16 protein-coding genes are annotated in these 16,108 nt (G+C 63.8%); 13 read left to right on the forward strand and 3 right to left on the reverse strand.

The genetic code is table 11. The annotated features are described in order from the left end of the window. The 5 genes from Q2941_RS00580 (at position 1) to mmsB (ending at position 6,110) form a co-directional block, all read left to right on the forward strand. On the forward strand, positions 1 to 1,077 hold the full coding sequence (locus tag Q2941_RS00580) for an aldose epimerase family protein (RefSeq protein WP_458191247.1): 1,077 nt from the start codon (positions 1 to 3) through the stop codon (positions 1,075 to 1,077). After that, positions 1,074 to 1,955 carry an SMP-30/gluconolactonase/LRE family protein gene (locus Q2941_RS00585; RefSeq protein ID WP_027521156.1) on the forward strand — a complete coding sequence of 294 codons (882 nt, stop codon included), beginning with the start codon at positions 1,074 to 1,076 and terminating at the stop codon, positions 1,953 to 1,955. Before Q2941_RS00580 ends, Q2941_RS00585 begins: the two co-directional genes overlap by 4 nt. An 85-nt stretch (positions 1,956 to 2,040) precedes the next feature. Then, positions 2,041 to 3,114, forward strand: a complete 1,074-nt coding sequence (gene chvE / locus Q2941_RS00590) for a multiple monosaccharide ABC transporter substrate-binding protein (protein ID WP_027521155.1) — start codon at positions 2,041 to 2,043, stop codon at positions 3,112 to 3,114. Between the two features lie 231 nt (positions 3,115 to 3,345). Next, positions 3,346 to 4,923, forward strand: coding sequence for a multiple monosaccharide ABC transporter ATP-binding protein (gene mmsA, locus Q2941_RS00595; RefSeq protein WP_458191250.1), 1,578 nt, complete (start codon positions 3,346 to 3,348; stop codon positions 4,921 to 4,923). Beyond that, complete coding sequence (gene mmsB, locus Q2941_RS00600; protein ID WP_027521153.1) at positions 4,920 to 6,110, forward strand: multiple monosaccharide ABC transporter permease; 1,191 nt, start codon at positions 4,920 to 4,922, stop codon at positions 6,108 to 6,110. Before mmsA ends, mmsB begins: the two co-directional genes overlap by 4 nt. A gap of 205 nt (positions 6,111 to 6,315) precedes the next feature. Here mmsB and Q2941_RS00605 read toward each other — a convergent pair whose 3' ends face one another. The 3 genes from Q2941_RS00605 to Q2941_RS00615 form a co-directional block, all read right to left on the reverse strand. Beyond that, entirely contained in the window at positions 6,316 to 7,128 is an 813-nt protein-coding gene (locus Q2941_RS00605) for a Crp/Fnr family transcriptional regulator (RefSeq protein ID WP_458191252.1), read from the reverse strand. A 314-nt stretch (positions 7,129 to 7,442) separates the two neighbouring features. Continuing rightward, positions 7,443 to 7,868 carry a cupin domain-containing protein gene (locus tag Q2941_RS00610; RefSeq protein WP_027521151.1) on the reverse strand — a complete coding sequence of 142 codons (426 nt, stop codon included), beginning with the start codon at positions 7,866 to 7,868 and terminating at the stop codon, positions 7,443 to 7,445. Positions 7,869 to 8,008: 140 nt separating this feature from the next. Beyond that, positions 8,009 to 8,164, reverse strand: a complete 156-nt coding sequence (locus Q2941_RS00615; RefSeq protein WP_198031690.1) for a hypothetical protein — start codon at positions 8,162 to 8,164, stop codon at positions 8,009 to 8,011. Positions 8,165 to 8,337: 173 nt separating this feature from the next. On the opposite strand from Q2941_RS00615, the gene Q2941_RS00620 reads away from it, so the two are divergent. From Q2941_RS00620 to Q2941_RS00655, 8 genes are all read left to right on the forward strand, one after another. Next, positions 8,338 to 8,913 carry a cytochrome c oxidase subunit 3 family protein gene (locus Q2941_RS00620; RefSeq protein WP_458191254.1) on the forward strand — a complete coding sequence of 192 codons (576 nt, stop codon included), beginning with the start codon at positions 8,338 to 8,340 and terminating at the stop codon, positions 8,911 to 8,913. Then, positions 8,913 to 9,185 carry a cytochrome C oxidase subunit IV family protein gene (locus tag Q2941_RS00625; protein WP_035661122.1) on the forward strand — a complete coding sequence of 91 codons (273 nt, stop codon included), beginning with the start codon at positions 8,913 to 8,915 and terminating at the stop codon, positions 9,183 to 9,185. Before Q2941_RS00620 ends, Q2941_RS00625 begins: the two co-directional genes overlap by 1 nt. 111 nt (positions 9,186 to 9,296) lie before the next feature. Then, a complete protein-coding gene (locus Q2941_RS00630; protein ID WP_027521148.1) occupies positions 9,297 to 9,749 on the forward strand; it encodes a c-type cytochrome in 453 nt (150 codons plus the stop codon). 34 nt (positions 9,750 to 9,783) lie between these two features. Next, positions 9,784 to 11,130 (forward strand): cbb3-type cytochrome c oxidase subunit I, encoded by a 1,347-nt coding sequence (locus Q2941_RS00635; RefSeq protein ID WP_027521147.1) that lies wholly within the window; start codon positions 9,784 to 9,786, stop codon positions 11,128 to 11,130. A 59-nt stretch (positions 11,131 to 11,189) separates the two neighbouring features. Beyond that, the gene (locus Q2941_RS00640) at positions 11,190 to 12,002 is read left to right on the forward strand and encodes a CbbQ/NirQ/NorQ/GpvN family protein (protein ID WP_254113217.1); all 813 of its coding nucleotides are present in this window, start codon (positions 11,190 to 11,192) and stop codon (positions 12,000 to 12,002) included. Between the two features lie 10 nt (positions 12,003 to 12,012). Beyond that, complete coding sequence (locus tag Q2941_RS00645; protein ID WP_027521145.1) at positions 12,013 to 13,926, forward strand: nitric oxide reductase activation protein NorD; 1,914 nt, start codon at positions 12,013 to 12,015, stop codon at positions 13,924 to 13,926. Positions 13,927 to 14,080: 154 nt separating this feature from the next. Continuing rightward, positions 14,081 to 14,620, forward strand: coding sequence for a hypothetical protein (locus tag Q2941_RS00650; RefSeq protein ID WP_245287937.1), 540 nt, complete (start codon positions 14,081 to 14,083; stop codon positions 14,618 to 14,620). Between the two features lie 85 nt (positions 14,621 to 14,705). Continuing rightward, positions 14,706 to 16,076, forward strand: coding sequence for a TAXI family TRAP transporter solute-binding subunit (locus Q2941_RS00655; protein WP_254113215.1), 1,371 nt, complete (start codon positions 14,706 to 14,708; stop codon positions 16,074 to 16,076). The last annotated feature ends 32 nt before the right edge of the window (positions 16,077 to 16,108 follow it).

Genomic DNA, 16,108 nt, shown 5'->3' on the forward strand with positions numbered 1-16,108 from the left:
ATGGCTAGCGCACGCATCACAAGGGACGTCTTCGGAACGCTGCCGGATGGCCGCGCCGTCGAGCGCGTGGTGCTGTGCGGGCAGGGTGGTTTCGAGGCGCGCATCATCACTCATGGTGCAGTGATTCAGGCGCTGATCGCGCCCGATGCCAAGGGCGGCACCGGCGACGTCGTGCTCGGCTATGACGACTTTGCCGGCTATCTCGCCGAGCGGAAGTTTTTTGGCGCGACCGTCGGCCGCTATGCCAACCGTATCGCGGACGCGCGCTTCGTGCTCGATGGCGAGACGGTGCAGCTCGCCGCCAATAATGGCCCGAACGCGCTGCACGGTGGCCTGGACGGCTTTGACCGCAAGCTCTGGCAGATCGCCGACCTCGCTGACGGCGCGGAGCCTGCGGTCACGCTCACTTACACAAGCGAGCACGGTGAGGAAGGTTACCCGGGCCGGCTCGACGTTCGTCTCACCTATCGGGTGACCGGTCCCGCCCAACTGTCGGTCAGCATGGAGGCGACGAGCGATCGTCCGACCATCGTCAATCTCACCAATCACAGCTTCTTCAACCTCGAAGGCGCGACGTCGGGGACGCCGATCCTCGATCACAAGCTCATGGTCGCAGCTGATCATTTCCTGGCGATCGATCCGACCGCGATCCCGCTGGCCGGGCCGCCGCACGCGGTTGCCGGCACGCCCTTCGACTTCCGGACGCCGACGCCGGTCGGTGCGCGTATCCGTCAGAACGATCAGCAACTGCGCAACGGCAAGGGCTACGACCACACGTTCTGCCTTCCGCTTGACGGCGGCTTGCGTCTCGCCGCGCGCGTGGAGGCGCCGCGCTCGGGACGCGTCATGGAGCTATTCACGGATCAGCCGGGCTTGCAGGTGTACTCTGGTAACTACCTCGACGGCTCGGTGGCGGGCAAAGGCGGCCGGTTGTATCGGCAGTCCGACGCGCTGTGCCTGGAGCCGCACATCTGGCCGAATTCGCCGAACCGGCCGGATTTTCCGAGCTCGCGTCTTGCGCCCGGCAGCGTTTACAAGCACCACACCGTGTATCGATTTGGGGTGAGCTCGTCATGACCGAGCAGGTGCCGACCTCCGTACTTTGCACCGAGCATTGCCATCTCGGCGAGGGCCCGACCTATGACGTCGCCACCGATACCGCCTGGTGGTTCGACATCCGTGAAGGCCGCCTTTATGAGGCCCATCTCGCGAGTCGCAATATTCGCGTCCATGTCCTCGGCCGGATGGCGAGCGCGCTCGGCCGCATCGATGCCGAGCGGCAGTTGATCGTGGCCGAGGATGGCCTCTACGTCCGCAAGCTCGCCGACGGCGCGATGACGCTCTATCGTCCGCTTGAGGCCGATAACCCGACGACGCGGTCGAACGACGCACGCGTGCATCAGTCCGGCACGTTCTGGATCGGCACCATGGGCCGCAAGGCTGAAGCGGGCGCCGGCGCGATCTACGCGCTCCATCGCGGCAAGATCTCGACGCTGTTTCCCGGCATCAGCATTCCGAACTCGATCTGCTTTTCGCCGGACGGCGCCATCGGATACTTCGCTGACACTGCGCGTCACGTGCTCTATCGCGTTTCGCTCAATCCGGCGACGGGGTTGCCGCGCGGTGAGCCGGAGGTGCTGGTGCGCCACACCGGCGTCGGCGGTCTCGACGGCTCGGTGGTCGATGCTGACGGATTGATCTGGAACGCGCGCTGGGGCGGCGCCTGCGTCGACGTCTATAGTCCCGAAGGCGAGCGCTTGCGCTCGCTGGCGGTGCCGGCGCAGCAGTCGAGTTGTCCCGCCTTCATCGGGCCCGATCTGTCACGCCTTCTTGTCACCTCGGCGTGGCAGGATATGGATGCGGCGGCACGCGCCGCCGATCCGCAAGCCGGCTGCACCTTCATCCTCGAGGCTGCCGCGCGCGGTCGCGCGGAGCCCGACGTCACGCTCGAATAGGAGATCCAAGGAGTCACTTAAAGGCACAACACACCTGAGTTCTTGCTGTAACTACAAACGTTCTTACACCCCAAGGGAGTGAAGCATGCTGAAACTGAAGACGACCGTACTCGCGCTCGCATTCGCGGGCGCCGCCGCGATGGCCTCATCGGCCCCGGCATTGGCCCAGGACAAGCCGACCGTTGGTATCTCGATGCCGACGAAATCATCGGCGCGCTGGATCGATGACGGCAACAACATGGTCAAGGTGCTGAAGGAGCGCGGTTACAACACCGACCTGCAATATGCCGAAGACGACATTCCGAACCAGCTCTCGCAGGTCGAGAACATGGTGACGAAGGGTGCCAAGGCGCTGGTGATCGCCGCGATCGACGGCACCACGCTCTCCGACGTGCTCAAGCAGGCCAAGGCCAAGGGCATCACCGTCATCGCCTATGACCGCCTGATCCGCGGCACGCCGAACGTCGACTACTACGCGACCTTCGACAACTTCCAGGTCGGCGTGCTCCAGGCGGAATCGCTCGTGCAGGGTCTCGGCCTCAAGGATGGCAAGGGTCCCTTCAACATCGAGCTGTTCGGCGGCTCGCCCGACGACAACAACGCCTACTTCTTCTACAACGGCGCGATGTCGGTGCTGCAGCCTTACATCGACAGCAAGAAGCTCGTCGTCGTGTCCGGCCAGATGGGCATGGACAAGGTCGCGACCTTGCGCTGGGACGGCGCCACCGCGCAGGCCCGCATGGACAACCTGCTCAGCGCCTACTACGGCAACAAGAAGGTCAACGCGGTGCTGTCGCCCTATGACGGCCTCTCGATCGGCATCATCTCGTCGCTGAAGGGCGTGGGCTACGGCAGTGCCGACCAGCCGATGCCGATCATCAGCGGCCAGGACGCCGAGGTGCCCTCGATCAAGGCGATGCTGCGCGGCGACCAGTACTCGACCATCTTCAAGGACACCCGCGACCTCGCCAAGGTGACCGCCGATATGGTCGACGCGGCGCTGGCAGGCAAGCAGGTCACGGTCAACGACACCAAGACCTATGAGAACGGCTCCAAGACCGTGCCGTCCTTCCTGCTCAAGCCGGTCGTGGTCTACAAGGACAATTGGGAGAAAACCCTGGTTGACAGCGGCTACTACAAGAAGTCGCAATTCCAGTAAGCTGCGCCTGCTCCCTCTCCGCGTTCTTACGGGGAGAGGGAGCATAGGCCGCCTTTGGGCCGCCGTTGTAGAAGATTGGGGTGAGGGGAAGTCTCTACGGGGCGGCGAGAGTTGCTCTTGCGGAAGCTCCTCCTCGCCCGATCGCTTCGGCGTTTTTGAACGGCAGCCAAAGGCGGCCTGTGCTCTCCCCGCAAGCGGGGTGAGGTGGGTTAAAAGACGGGACACGAAGCCATGACGGCAATGTTGGAAATGCGCGGCGTCAGCAAGAGCTTTGCGGGTGTGCAGGCGCTGCGTGACGTCAATTTCTCGGTTCAGGCCGGGCAGATCCATGCCCTGGTCGGCGAGAACGGCGCCGGAAAATCCACCCTGATGAAGGTGTTGAGCGGGGTCTATCCCCACGGCAGCTATGAGGGAACCATCGTCTTCGAGGGCGAGGAGCGACACTTCCGCGACATCAACGATTCCGAGGCGCTCGGCATCATCATCATCCACCAGGAGCTGGCGCTGATCCCGTTGATGTCGATCGCGGAGAATATTTTCCTCTCGCATCCACCGTCGCAGATGGGCGTCATCGACCGCGACGAGGTCTACCGCCGGACGCGGGAACTCCTGGCGCAGGTCGGCCTGAAGGAGTCGCCGGACACGCTGATCACCGATCTCGGCGTCGGCAAGCAGCAGCTGGTCGAGATCGCCAAGGCGCTCTCCAAGCGCGTGCGCATGCTGATCCTGGACGAGCCGACCGCCAGCCTGAATGAGGCCGACAGCGCCGCTCTGCTCGAGCGCCTGATGAAATTTCGCGAGCAGGGCATCGGCTCGGTCCTGATCTCCCACAAGCTGAACGAGGTTGCCAAGGTCGCCGACCACATCACGGTGCTGCGCGACGGACGCACCGTTGATGGCATCGACTGCCGGACCGAGCAGGTCCAGGAGGACCGCATCATCCGCAGCATGGTCAACCGCGATCTTGCCCACCGCTTTCCCGAGCGCACCGCCAAGATCGGGGAGCCGGTTCTCAAGGTCGAGAACTGGTCGGTCTATCACCCGATCCATCCCGAGCGGCAGGTCATCAAGAACGTCAATTTCGGCGTAAAGCGCGGCGAGGTCGTCGGGATCGCCGGGCTGATGGGGGCGGGGCGCACCGAGTTCGCCATGAGCCTGTTCGGCCGCTCCTGGGGCACCAATATCACGGGCCGCATCAGCCTCGAGGGTAACGAGATCGTCCTGCCGAGCGTGGCGGCGGCGATCGATGCCGGCCTTGCCTATGTCACCGAGGACCGCAAGCAGCTCGGGCTGATCCTGGCCGACGACGTCCGCAAGAATATTACGCTGGCCAGCCTCGACCAAGTGGCCCCCGGCAAGGTCATCGACGACATTGCCGAGCTGAAAGTGGCAAGCGACTACCGCAACCGGATGCGCATCCGCTGCTCCGACGTCTACCAGGAGACCGGCCAGCTCTCGGGCGGCAACCAGCAGAAGGTCGTGCTGTCGAAATGGCTGATGACCGACCCCAAGGTTTTGATCCTGGACGAGCCGACGAGGGGTATCGACGTCGGTGCCAAATATGAGATTTATTGTATCATCAACGAGCTGGCGGAGGCCGGCCGGGGCGTCGTGGTGATCTCGTCGGAGATGCCGGAGCTGCTCGGCATCTGCGACCGCATCTGCGTCATGAACGACGGCGCTTTCGTCGGCGAGTTCGCGGGCCATGAGGCGACGCAGGAGAAGATCATGCGCGCTATCATGCGCAATGAGAGAAACAATGGGAACGGCGTGCCTGTGGCCGCGGAGATGGGAGGAATGCAGCCATGACCGACAAGACGGTTTCGCTGCCTGAAGAGCGCCGGCACACGGGCTTCATCAAGAACAACTTACGCAACTACGGCATGCTGATGTCGCTGGTCGCGATCATGCTGTTCTTCCAGGCCATGACCGGCGGCACGCTGCTGCAGCCGCTCAATCTCACCAATCTCGTGCTGCAGAACAGCTACATCGTCATCATGGCGCTGGGCATGCTGCTCGTGATCGTCACCGGGCATATCGATCTGTCGGTCGGCTCGGTCGCGGGGTTCGTCGGCGCCGTGGCCGCGCTGCTGATGGTGAGCTACAAGGTCGACTACACGGTCGCCTTCATCGCCTGCCTGCTGCTGGGCGCGGCGATCGGTGCCGCGCAGGGCTATTGGGTGGCCTATTTCAAGATCCCGTCCTTCATCGTGACGTTGGCCGGCATGCTCGTGTTCAAGGGCCTGGCGCTCGCGGTGTTGCAGGGCCAGTCGCTCGGACCGTTCCCGTCGACGTTCCAGAAATTGTCCTCGGGCTTCATTCCGGAGTTCCTGCCTGAGGCCGGCACGCTGCACCCGACCTCGATGTTGATCGGCGCCGTGTTGGCCCTCGGACTGGTCTATGCTGCCGCGAAGAACCGTTCGCGCGAGCAGTCGCACGGCATCGAGGTCGAGCCTTACGCGTTCTTCCTCGGAAAGAACGTCGTGCTGGCCTGTGCGGTGCTCTACTTCACCTATCTGATCGCGACCTATCGCGGCCTGCCGAACGTGCTGGTGATCATGAGCGCGCTGATCGCGCTCTATGGCTTCGTAACCCGGCGCACCGTGATCGGGCGGCAGATCTACGCGGTCGGCGGCAATGCCAAGGCGGCAAAGCTTTCAGGCATCAAGACCGAGGGGCTGACCTTCTTCACCTTCGTCAACATGGGCGTGCTGGCCGCACTCGCCGGCCTCGTCTTCGCCGCGCGGCTCAACACCGCAACGCCGAAGGCGGGCCTTGGCTTCGAGCTCGACGTCATCGCCGCCTGCTTCATCGGCGGCGCGTCGGCCTATGGTGGCGTGGGGCGCGTCGGTGGTGCCGTGGTCGGCGCCATGATCATGGGCGTGATGAACAATGGCATGTCCATCCTCGGCATCGGCATCGATTACCAGCAGGTCATCAAGGGCCTGGTGCTGCTCGGCGCGGTCTGCATCGACGTGTACAACCAGCGGCGGTAGCCAATTCGACGGTGGCGTAGGGTGGGCAAAGGCGCGCGAGCGCCGTGCCCACCGTCTTCTCTCTACGTTGCGCAGAAGAGGTGGGCACGCTTCGCTTTGCCCACCCTACATCTTGGTCTGTTTGCGCAATGTCGTGGGCACACCAACGGGCAATGCTCGTGCGACATTGTTGGCTATGTTAGGCTGATCGGATCGAGGACGGGCTTCACTTTCTCTCGCGCGAAGCGGCTCTGGATTCAGGACCCGCTTCGTCGAAGGCGACAACGGAGCCTTCCCGGAAAGGGGCAAGGGCAGGCTGCGGCGCCGACAATTCCTGGCAATACATCTGATCGATCTTGCGCTGCATGAGCCCATAGCAGTCGCATGCGGCCCTCTCCAGCCGCGCCCGGTGGATCTCTACGAAGCCGCGCCGGTCGGACGGGATGGCGCCCGCAGCGCGAAGCTTGCTCATGGTCAGAGTCACGGTCGTCCGCCGCACCCCAAGCAATTGCGCAAGCGCCTCCTGCGTCACGGGAAGATGATCATCGGGAACGCGGTCGTGCAGTTGCAGTAGCCATCGCGCCATGCGGCCGTCCACCCGATGCAGCGCGTTGCAGGCGGCCACGTGCTGGAGCTGCAACAACAGCGCGCGGGCGTGGACCTGCACGACATGCCTGATCGCTGCGCTCCGCGCGTAGGCAGCCCGGAACTTCGCCGCTGATATCAGCGATGCCGTGCCGGCCAGGCGTGCAGTCGCTGTGACGGATGAATGCGACGGACCGAGTACGGAGAACGAGGCCAAAGCACCTTCCCGTCCCATCAACGTGGTTGCGACCGTTTGCCCGTCCGGCATCTCGAGCATGAAGGCGATCGCGCCGCTGTGGGGAAAATAAACCGGGTCGAGTTCGTCGCCCGACCGCACCAGGATGGCATCGGGTTCGAACGAGACCTTCTGGAAGTGGGGCGCGAGCAAGGCCAAATCCTCGGGCGGCAGCGCCGCCAGAAGCCGATTCCCAATGCCGGTGCGGTGAGCGGTCACGATGCCTCTTGGTGAACGAGCAACCCAGGAACGACGGTGGCTAGCATCCATGAAAGTGCGCTTGAGTCAACGCAGCGCGCGTCGGCATGGGCGTTTTCACGTGTGCGGCAGCCCCGAGGCGGTTCCCACTGAGTGGTCGAGGCAAAGGCAATCAACAACGCAGCAAACGACATTTCGATTCCAAAAAATCAGATTATTCGAAATTGAAGTGCCGAACGGAATTCATCCAAACAGAGCCGTTGCTGGAGATCAAGCACGGGCGATTGCGGGGACCTGTCTCGTCCTCGCCGAGCAGGATGGGCCGCGCTCTTGCGTCAGGATGGCAGCACCGGAACCAACCCGTAGCGCAGCATCGTTTCCTTCATTCTTGCCGGATCGGGCGTGCCGGCCGAGAGCAGGGCGGCCATTTCCTTGAAGTATTGCGGGCCAAGTACACCTGGGCTGAGGATACACAGGCAGGTCGCCGGTCGGGCCGAACGATTGATGAAGCCATGCACGACGCCGCGCCTGATGAACACGGTCTCGCCCGGCGCCACGTCGGTGTCTTTTCCATCGATCCGCCAGGTCGAGATGCCGCTCAGGCCGTAGATCGTTTCGTCCCAGCGATCGTGATAGTGAGGGATCGGCATGCGCGCGTTGGGCTGGAGCGTCATCTCGAACAGATCGAGACTGCCGCCGGTGTCGTCCTTGCTCTGCAGAAACGTCAGCTGCAATGCGCCAAGATTGATGATCTGAGGCATGGCGGACTCATCGGGTAGCGAGCGATGACGAATATTAGCGCCCTGCGGCGCTAAGCCAAGGAGGATGAGTGGCACCATCCGGTGGCAGTGGAGACCGGCGCCCGTGCGGTCTGTCCCCCTCCGGATGAGGAACCGACGCTCTACTGCGTCGTGAACAGCACCACCGCGATCGCGACCGACAGACATACCGCGGATACGGTCGCCGCCGTCGACAGCACGCCCATCCGCCGGAGCGCTGCGGCGAACAGGATGATGATGGGGGTTGCGGTCATCAGACCAAGTTGCGCCTCGCTCATGGTTGGCCTTCGCGAAAATGATGGAACCTCGACGGTCACTCTACCGACTGCCGCCGTCACGGAGGTTGCGACGGCGCAAACGGCACGAAAGCTGCCTCCGGTTTGTCCGCCGACAAATTGCGATGCGCTCCTGCGCGATATTGCATCCCGGCATCGCGCCTTGCGGAGACCAGATGTCGGCGACGGACTACGAGCAGCAGGGAAGTGGCTGGGGCATCCTCGAGGATCTACCCGGCGATCCCATGATCTGGGTGCTGATTTTCAGCGAGCTCGCTGCCTTCGGGCTGTTCCCGGGCGCCTTCGCAATCGCCCAGCTCGTGCAGCCAGCGCTGTTCGCCTCCGGGCAGGCGGCGCTCGATTCGGGGCTTGCTGGCATGAACACCGTGGTCCTGGTGACCAGCGGCTGGGCGGCCGCGCGCGGCACGCTGGCGGCGCGGAACGGGACGAGGCGGATCGCGCGCCGTTGGCTGCTCGGTGCCATGGCACTTGGCGGCGTCTTCATTGCGATTAAGCTGATGGAGTATGCGCAGGAGATCGGCCACGGCAACGGTCTCGAGACCAGCCCGTTCTTCACGCTGTATTTCCTCCTGACCGGCTTTCACCTCCTGCATGTCGGCCTCGGCATCGTGATCCTCGCCGTGGTCTGCCGGCGTGCGGAAGCTGCGAGCGTCGAGACAGGAACGGCATTCTGGCACATGGTCGACCTGGTCTGGATCGTCATGTTCCCCATCGTCTACCTGGTGCGGTGATGAACCGTCTCGACGTGAATCGACTCAATGTGACTTGGGCCGTGCTGATCGCCCTTGCGATCGCAACCGTGCTGGTGCCCTGGCTCGTGCCGCGCGCACTCTTTGCCAACGCCGTGTTGCTCGCCCTGGCCGCAGTCAAGGGCCGCCGGATCGTGCTCGACTATCTCGATTTGCGCGCCGCGCCGGCGCTGTGGCGCGGCCTGATGAACGCCTGGATCGTCATCCTCGTGCTGTTCGCCTGGCTCGCTTCCGCGGCCGTCGCCCTGGTCTGATCGTTGCGCATCGTCGCGCTCATTGCGCCGCAACAAAGAGCTCCGGCGCCCAATCGGCAAAATATCGTCACCGCTTTTCTCGACAGGACTTAAAACCGGAAAGGATTGGCAATGGCTGAACGCCTAACCAAGTCGGCCGCCCGAAACGTCTTCTACGGCGGATCGGCCTTTTTCTTCGCCATCTTCTTGGGGCTGACGGCGCACAGCCACTACTACATGATCACGAGCTCGACGGACGCAGCCACGCTGACGTCGTCGGTCGCCCGCGGCAAGCACGTCTGGGAGAAGAACTCCTGCATCAACTGCCACACTCTGCTGGGCGAGGGCGCCTATTTCGCTCCTGAGGTCGGCAATGTCTGGGACCGCTGGGGCGGCAAGGAAGATCCCGCCAGTGCCCGCGAGACGCTGAAAGCCTGGATGCAGTCGCAGCCGTCCGGCGCGCCGGGCCGCCGGCAGATGCCGCAGTTCAACCTCACCGACCAGGAGCTCAACGATCTCGCCGACTTCCTGCAATGGGTGAGCACCATCAAGCGCCAGGATTGGCCGCCGAACAAGGCCGGTTGAGCGCTCAACAATCCCTCAAGACAGAGAGCCTGAGATGAAATATCAGACCCAGAAAGTCGCGATGCTGTATTTCTACGGCGCGCTGACGCTGTTCCTGGCGCAGGTCACGTTCGGCCTCGTCGCCGGAACCATCTATGTCCTTCCCAACACCCTGTCCGTTGTCCTGCCGTTCAACATCGTCAGGATGATTCACACCAATGCGCTGATCGTGTGGTCGCTGATCGGCTTCATGGGCGCGACCTACTATCTCCTGCCCGAGGAAACCGAGACCGAGCTGTTCAGCCCGATACTCGCAAAAATCCAGTTCTGGATGTTCTTCTGTGCCGCCGGCATCGCGGTGGTCGGCTATCTCTTCCACTATCACGAAGGCCGCGAATTCCTCGAGCAGCCTTTCATCATCAAGGTCGGCATCGTCGTCGTCTGCCTGATGTTCCTGTTCAACGTGACGATGACGGCACTGAAGGGACGCAAGACCACGGTCACCAACATTCTGCTGTTCGGCCTGTGGGGCGTTGCGATCTTCTTCCTGTTCGCCTTCTACAACCCGGCCAATCTTGCGGTCGACAAGATGTACTGGTGGTACATCGTCCACCTCTGGGTCGAGGGCGTGTGGGAGCTGATCATGGCTTCGGTGCTTGCCTTCCTCATGATCAAGCTCAACGGCATCGATCGCGAGGTCGTCGAGAAGTGGCTTTACGTTATCATCGGCCTGGCCTTGTTCTCCGGCATCCTCGGCACCGGCCACCACTTCTACTGGATCGGCGCCCCCGGTTACTGGCAGTGGATCGGCTCGCTGTTCTCAACGCTGGAAGTCGCGCCTTTCTTCACCATGGTGATCTTCACGGTGCAGATGACCTGGAAAGCCGGACGCAAGCATCCGAACCGCGCCGCGCTGTTGTGGTCGGTTGGCTGCTCGGTGATGGCATTCCTTGGTGCGGGCGTCTGGGGCTTCCTGCACACGCTGTCCTCGGTGAACTACTACACCCACGGCACCCAGGTGACCGCGGCGCATGGGCATCTCGCCTTCTTCGGCGCCTATGTGATGCTGAATCTGGCGATGATGGCCTACGCCATCCCGCAGCTGAAGGAGCGCGCGCCGTATAACCAGTGGCTCAGCATGACAAGCTTCTGGATCATGTGCACGGCCATGATGGTGATGACCTTTGCGCTGACCTTTGCCGGCGTGATCCAGGTCCATCTCCAGCGCGTGCTCGGCCAGAGCTACATGGACGTGCAGGACCAGCTTGCGTTCTTCTACTGGATCCGGCTCGGCTCCGGTGTGTTCGTGGTGATCTCCGCGGTGATGTTCGTCTGGGCCGTGCTGGTGCCCGGGCGCGAGAAGCAGGCGGTCATCCCCGGTGCACTGCAACCCGCCGAATAGGCTTATGGCGGCCGCGCCAGTCGCGGCCGCCCCTTCCAGGGAAATACCGGAGAGACATCATGAAACCCGCACTCCATGCCGTCCCAGCGCCCGCGCCCGAGCTTCCGGCCTATGTCGCAAGCGGCAACGAATGCGCGTTGTTCGAGCACGCCTGGCGTCATCGCCTGCCGGTTCTCCTCAAAGGTCCGACCGGCTGCGGCAAGACACGCTACGTCGCCCACATGGCGGCACGGCTCGGATTGCCGCTTCACACCGTCGCCTGCCATGACGATCTGACTGCTGCCGATCTCACCGGCCGTTATCTGCTCAGGGGCGGTGACACCGTGTGGACCGACGGTCCGCTGACCCGGGCCGTAAGGGAAGGCGGCATCTGTTATCTCGACGAGGTGGTGGAAGCGCGCAAGGACGTCACCGTGGTCCTGCATCCGCTCACCGACGACCGCCGTATCCTGCCGCTCGAGCGCACCGGTGAAGAGCTTGTCGCGCCCGCGAGCTTCATGCTGGTGGTGTCCTACAACCCCGGCTACCAGACCCTCTTGAAAGCGCTGAAGCCGTCGACGCGGCAGCGCTTCGTCGCGATCGAGTTCGGCTTCCTGCCGGCGGAGCAGGAGATCGCAGTGGTCTCCGTCGAAAGCGGGCTTGCGCCCGATCGCGTGCGGCCGCTGGTTCAGCTTGCCGCTCGCCTGAGGGCACTGAAGGGCCACGACCTGGAGGAGGGCGTCTCGACCCGGCTGGTCGTCTATTGCGCGACACTGATTGCGGCCGGGGCCTCGATCGCCGACGCCGTGCTGGCGGGTATGATCGAACCGCTGACCGATGATACCGACGTCAAGGCGGCGCTGCTCGACGTCGCGCGCGCCGTGATCGGGTGAGGGGAGGCCGATGCTCGACTTCCTCGAGCTGGAAGAGACGGTCGGCCGTGCCTGGCATCGCCTGGTTGGCGGCACCGCGAGCTATCCGGTCCATGCCGAGCATGCGGTTTCGCTGGCCGAGGTTCGCCCGCGGATCGCCGTGATGTTCCGCGCGCTCGGTGGCGAAGCCGGCGTGCAGATCGCGAGCGCCGGCGCGCGCCGCTCCGGCCACAGGCTCGGCTGGCGTCAGCGCATCGGGCTCGGCGATGAGCGCCTCGAGCAGCCGGGGCGTGATGCCGCTACCATCTTTCTGCCTGATAGCATCGCGATTTTCGAGGACCGCGCGCTGAATGTGTCGCTCTATCGATGGCTCGCCGCCTGGTTCGCGACCGCGCCGATCGAGGCGATCGACGAGGTTGATCCGCTGCGGCGCGATCTCTTGACGCTGCGACGGGCCAGCGAGACGGCGGTGTGGGTGCTCACGCAGTTTCCCGGATTGGCTGATGACTACGCGAAGCTCGCCGCGGCAACGGCGCTGGCGCGTCCGCGCCGGCCACTGCCGCGCATCGAACGGGAAATGGAAGAGATCGTGCTCGCCTTGCTCGGCGCGCGCAAGCCACCTTCAGGCGAACTGTGGAAGGCCATGGCCGGCACGGGCGCGCTGCCGACAAAGGCGCCACCGGGATATCGCTCCATTCTGCCGTGCCCTCTATGGGGCGATTGCTGGGCGCGCGAGCTCTCGACCGCGGGCGCAAGCGACGATGAGCACGCGCAGGGCGCAGAACCTGCGCCAGCGGACGATCGCAAGCGCTTCGCCGTACGCGAGCGCGACGAGGATGCGAGCCGCCGAGATCCCTTCGTGCTCAACCGCTTCGAAAAGATCCTCGCAATGGCCGAGATGGTCAATGTCGATCGCCCCGCCGATGACAGCGAGGATGAGGACGCACAGAAGGCGGCTGACGATCTCGAAGAAATCACGCTCAGCCGCCGCAGCGGCAAGCCCGCAACCCGGCTCAAATTCGATCTCGACCTGCCGCCGGAAGCCCTCGACGCATCGCGGCTGAACGCGGACCTCACCTATCCCGAGTGGGATTATCGTAGCGGAACTTATCTGCCCGATCATTGCCGCGTCCTTGCCGCTGCGGCGTCCGAGATCGGCGAGAGCTGGGCGCCGGATGAGACCATGCGCTGCCACATCCGCCAGGTGCGGCGCCGGTTCGAGGTGTTGCGGCCGCGCCACGAATTGATGCGCGCGCAAGCCGATGGGCACGACCTCGATCTCGACGCGCTGGTGCGCGCGCGTTGCGACCTTCGCGCCGGCAGCGGCGCGCTCGACCGCGTCCATTTGGCGATGCGGCCGCAGGGCCATGATCTCGCCGTCACGCTGCTGGTCGACGTCTCGCTGTCGACGGACGCGTGGGTTGATGGTCACCGCGTGCTCGACGTCGAGAAGGAGGCGCTTCTGGTACTCGCGCATGGACTTTCGGCCTGCGGTGATCACCACAGCATTTTGACCTTCACCTCGCGCCGGCGCTCCTGGGTGCGGCTCGAGACGATCAAGGCCTTCGGCGAGCCGATGAGTGGGGCAGTGGAGCGCCGGATCGGGGCGCTGAAGCCTGGCTACTACACCCGCATTGGCGCGGCGGTGCGCCATGCAGCGGCCGGGCTCGCCCGCCAGCCGCAGCGCAAGAAGCTGCTGCTCGTTCTGACCGACGGCAAGCCGAACGATGTCGATCACTATGAGGGGCGCTTTGCGATCGAGGACACCCGTAAATCCGTGCAGGAGGCGCGCCGGCTCGGCATTGCCGTGTTCGGCGTCACGGTCGACGCGACGGCGCAATCCTATTTTCCGACCCTGTTCGGGCGTGGCGGCTACGCGATCGTCGGCAATATCCGCCGGCTGCCTGCGGCACTGCCGGCGATCTACCGGCAGGTGGCACATTAAGGCCCGGGAAAGCCGCAAGAGGCCGGTGCGTCAGTGCTGCTGGCCCGATTGGGGGCAAGAAAACTCGCGTGAGGAAACGTTGATCTAGCGCAAGGCGCGCACCGATCGCGAGGGCACATCGTTTCCGACGGGCAGGAAACCGTGGAGCCAATCCATGAACCAGATGAGTTTGAAAAAAATTGCAATAGCGACCTCGACCTTCGCGTGCGCGACATTGCTCTCCTTCAGCTGGACTGAGCAACGCGGCGTCTCGCTATCGATCGACAGTGCTCAGGCGCGAGTCGGTCGTCCGCTCACTCCAGTGAGCGTTGCGGGTGTTGCACGCCGGCAAAACCGGCGGGCCGCGTACCAGTACGACTCGGCTGGCATTGCAGGCCCGATGGCGGTCAACTACGCCGGCCTTGCAAGCGCGGCTGGCACGGCAACCGTCGCCGCCACCCAGCCTTGGGGCTGGGGTGGTACCGGTTACTATGGCGGCCGGCCCTACGTCGGTAGCGGGGCTTTGGCGGCCAATGCCTATTATGGCGGCGGCGCCATCCAGACCAGTCCGTTCTACCTGCAAAGGGCCTATCCCGCGAACGGTCCCTGGTACGGCGTCAACGGATGGGCTGGCTACAAGGCGCGCTATGGAATCGTCTGTGATCCAGGCAGCCTGATCAAAGGCGATGACGGCCTGATGCACGTCTGTCAGTAGGAAACCCGTATGGCGACGACAAGGGGCGGCTCAAAGAGCCGCCTCTGCTCGTGTCGCAAGACGGCGCTCGGTCGTCCCTTAGTGAATGGTCACCTTCAACATCGAGGACGTGTCGAGATTGGGCAAGGGTACGATCAAGCTTCCAATCTGGCTGCGCATCGCGGTCGTCGCGGGCCTGGTTATCCTCGCCGCCGCTGCAAGCCTCATCGCGTACCGCTGGTACGTCCGGCCGGTGACCCTATCGATCGCGGTCGGGTCGCTGGACGGCGACGCGCCAAAAATCGTATCGGCGTTGGCGAGTAGACTTGTCGTCAATAACGCGCCGGTGCGGCTCAAGGTGGTGGAGACCAGCGGCCTGATCGAATCCGCGGCAGCGTTCTCCTCCGGCAAGACGGACCTTGCCGTCGTTCGCGGCGATGTCGGCGACCTCTCGCATGCGCAGGCCATTGTGGTCCTGGCCCAGGCGGTGGCGATGCTCGTTGCGCCTCCGGGCTCCGCGATCACCGACATGGCGGGCCTGAAGCGCACCACGGTGGGGGTGGTCGGTAGCGACACCAATCAGAAACTCGTCGACGTCTTGAGAAGGACATATGACCTTGACCGCGCCAACGTTGCGTTCAAGGGCGTTGCGCTCGATCAGGTCCGCCGGGCGCTCGAAACCAAGGAGATACGTGCCGTCCTGTTCGTGATGCCGCTGAGCGACAAATACCTGTCGCTGGTGCGAGGGCTGTTCCCTCAGAACGCGAAGACCGCCCCGGTTCTGATTCCGATCGAGAGCGCAGGAGCAATTGCCGAGAAGGAACGAGCCTACGAGAGCTTCGACATCCCCAAGGGCACGTTGCGCGGATCCCCTCCCGTTCCCGAAGACGATGTGACCACGCTTCAGACCGCCTTCTATCTGGTCGGCAAGAAGAGCCTCGACAACGATATGATTGCCGGCTTCACGCAAGCCATTACGACCGCTCGCAGGGACCTTCTGGCCGAATTGCCAATTCTTGCGCAGTTCAAGGCGCCGGACACCGATGCCGGCGCCTTTCTTCCCGTCCATGCCGGAGCGGCGGAGTTTTACAATGGCAATCAGCTCACGTTCCTGGACAAGTGGAGCAACGCCATCTTTCTCGCACCAATGGCGCTTGGCGCGCTTGTCACAGTGCTCGCGGCGGCCTGGCGGTTTCTCCGATCCGGCGAGCTGAAGCCGAGCGAGCCGGCGCTCGACACGCTTTATGCGTTGGGGCAACGGATACGGCACGTCGGAAACGCCTCGGAATTGCTGGAGATCGAAAATCAGATCGACGAGGTCTTGCGCGCGCAACGCGCCAGGACGGACGACGATGAACAAGCTCTGGATGCTGCCACCCTGAATGTTGCGGCCCATCGTCTCGAGAATCTGATTCATGATCGCAGGGCAGCGCTCGCTGCCGCGAATTCGGTGGCGCCGCAAAAAACAAAACTGTGACGAATCCGGATTTGAGGGGCGGGGGCTTCCCA

Source organism: Bradyrhizobium sp. UFLA05-153 (assembly GCF_054185185.1).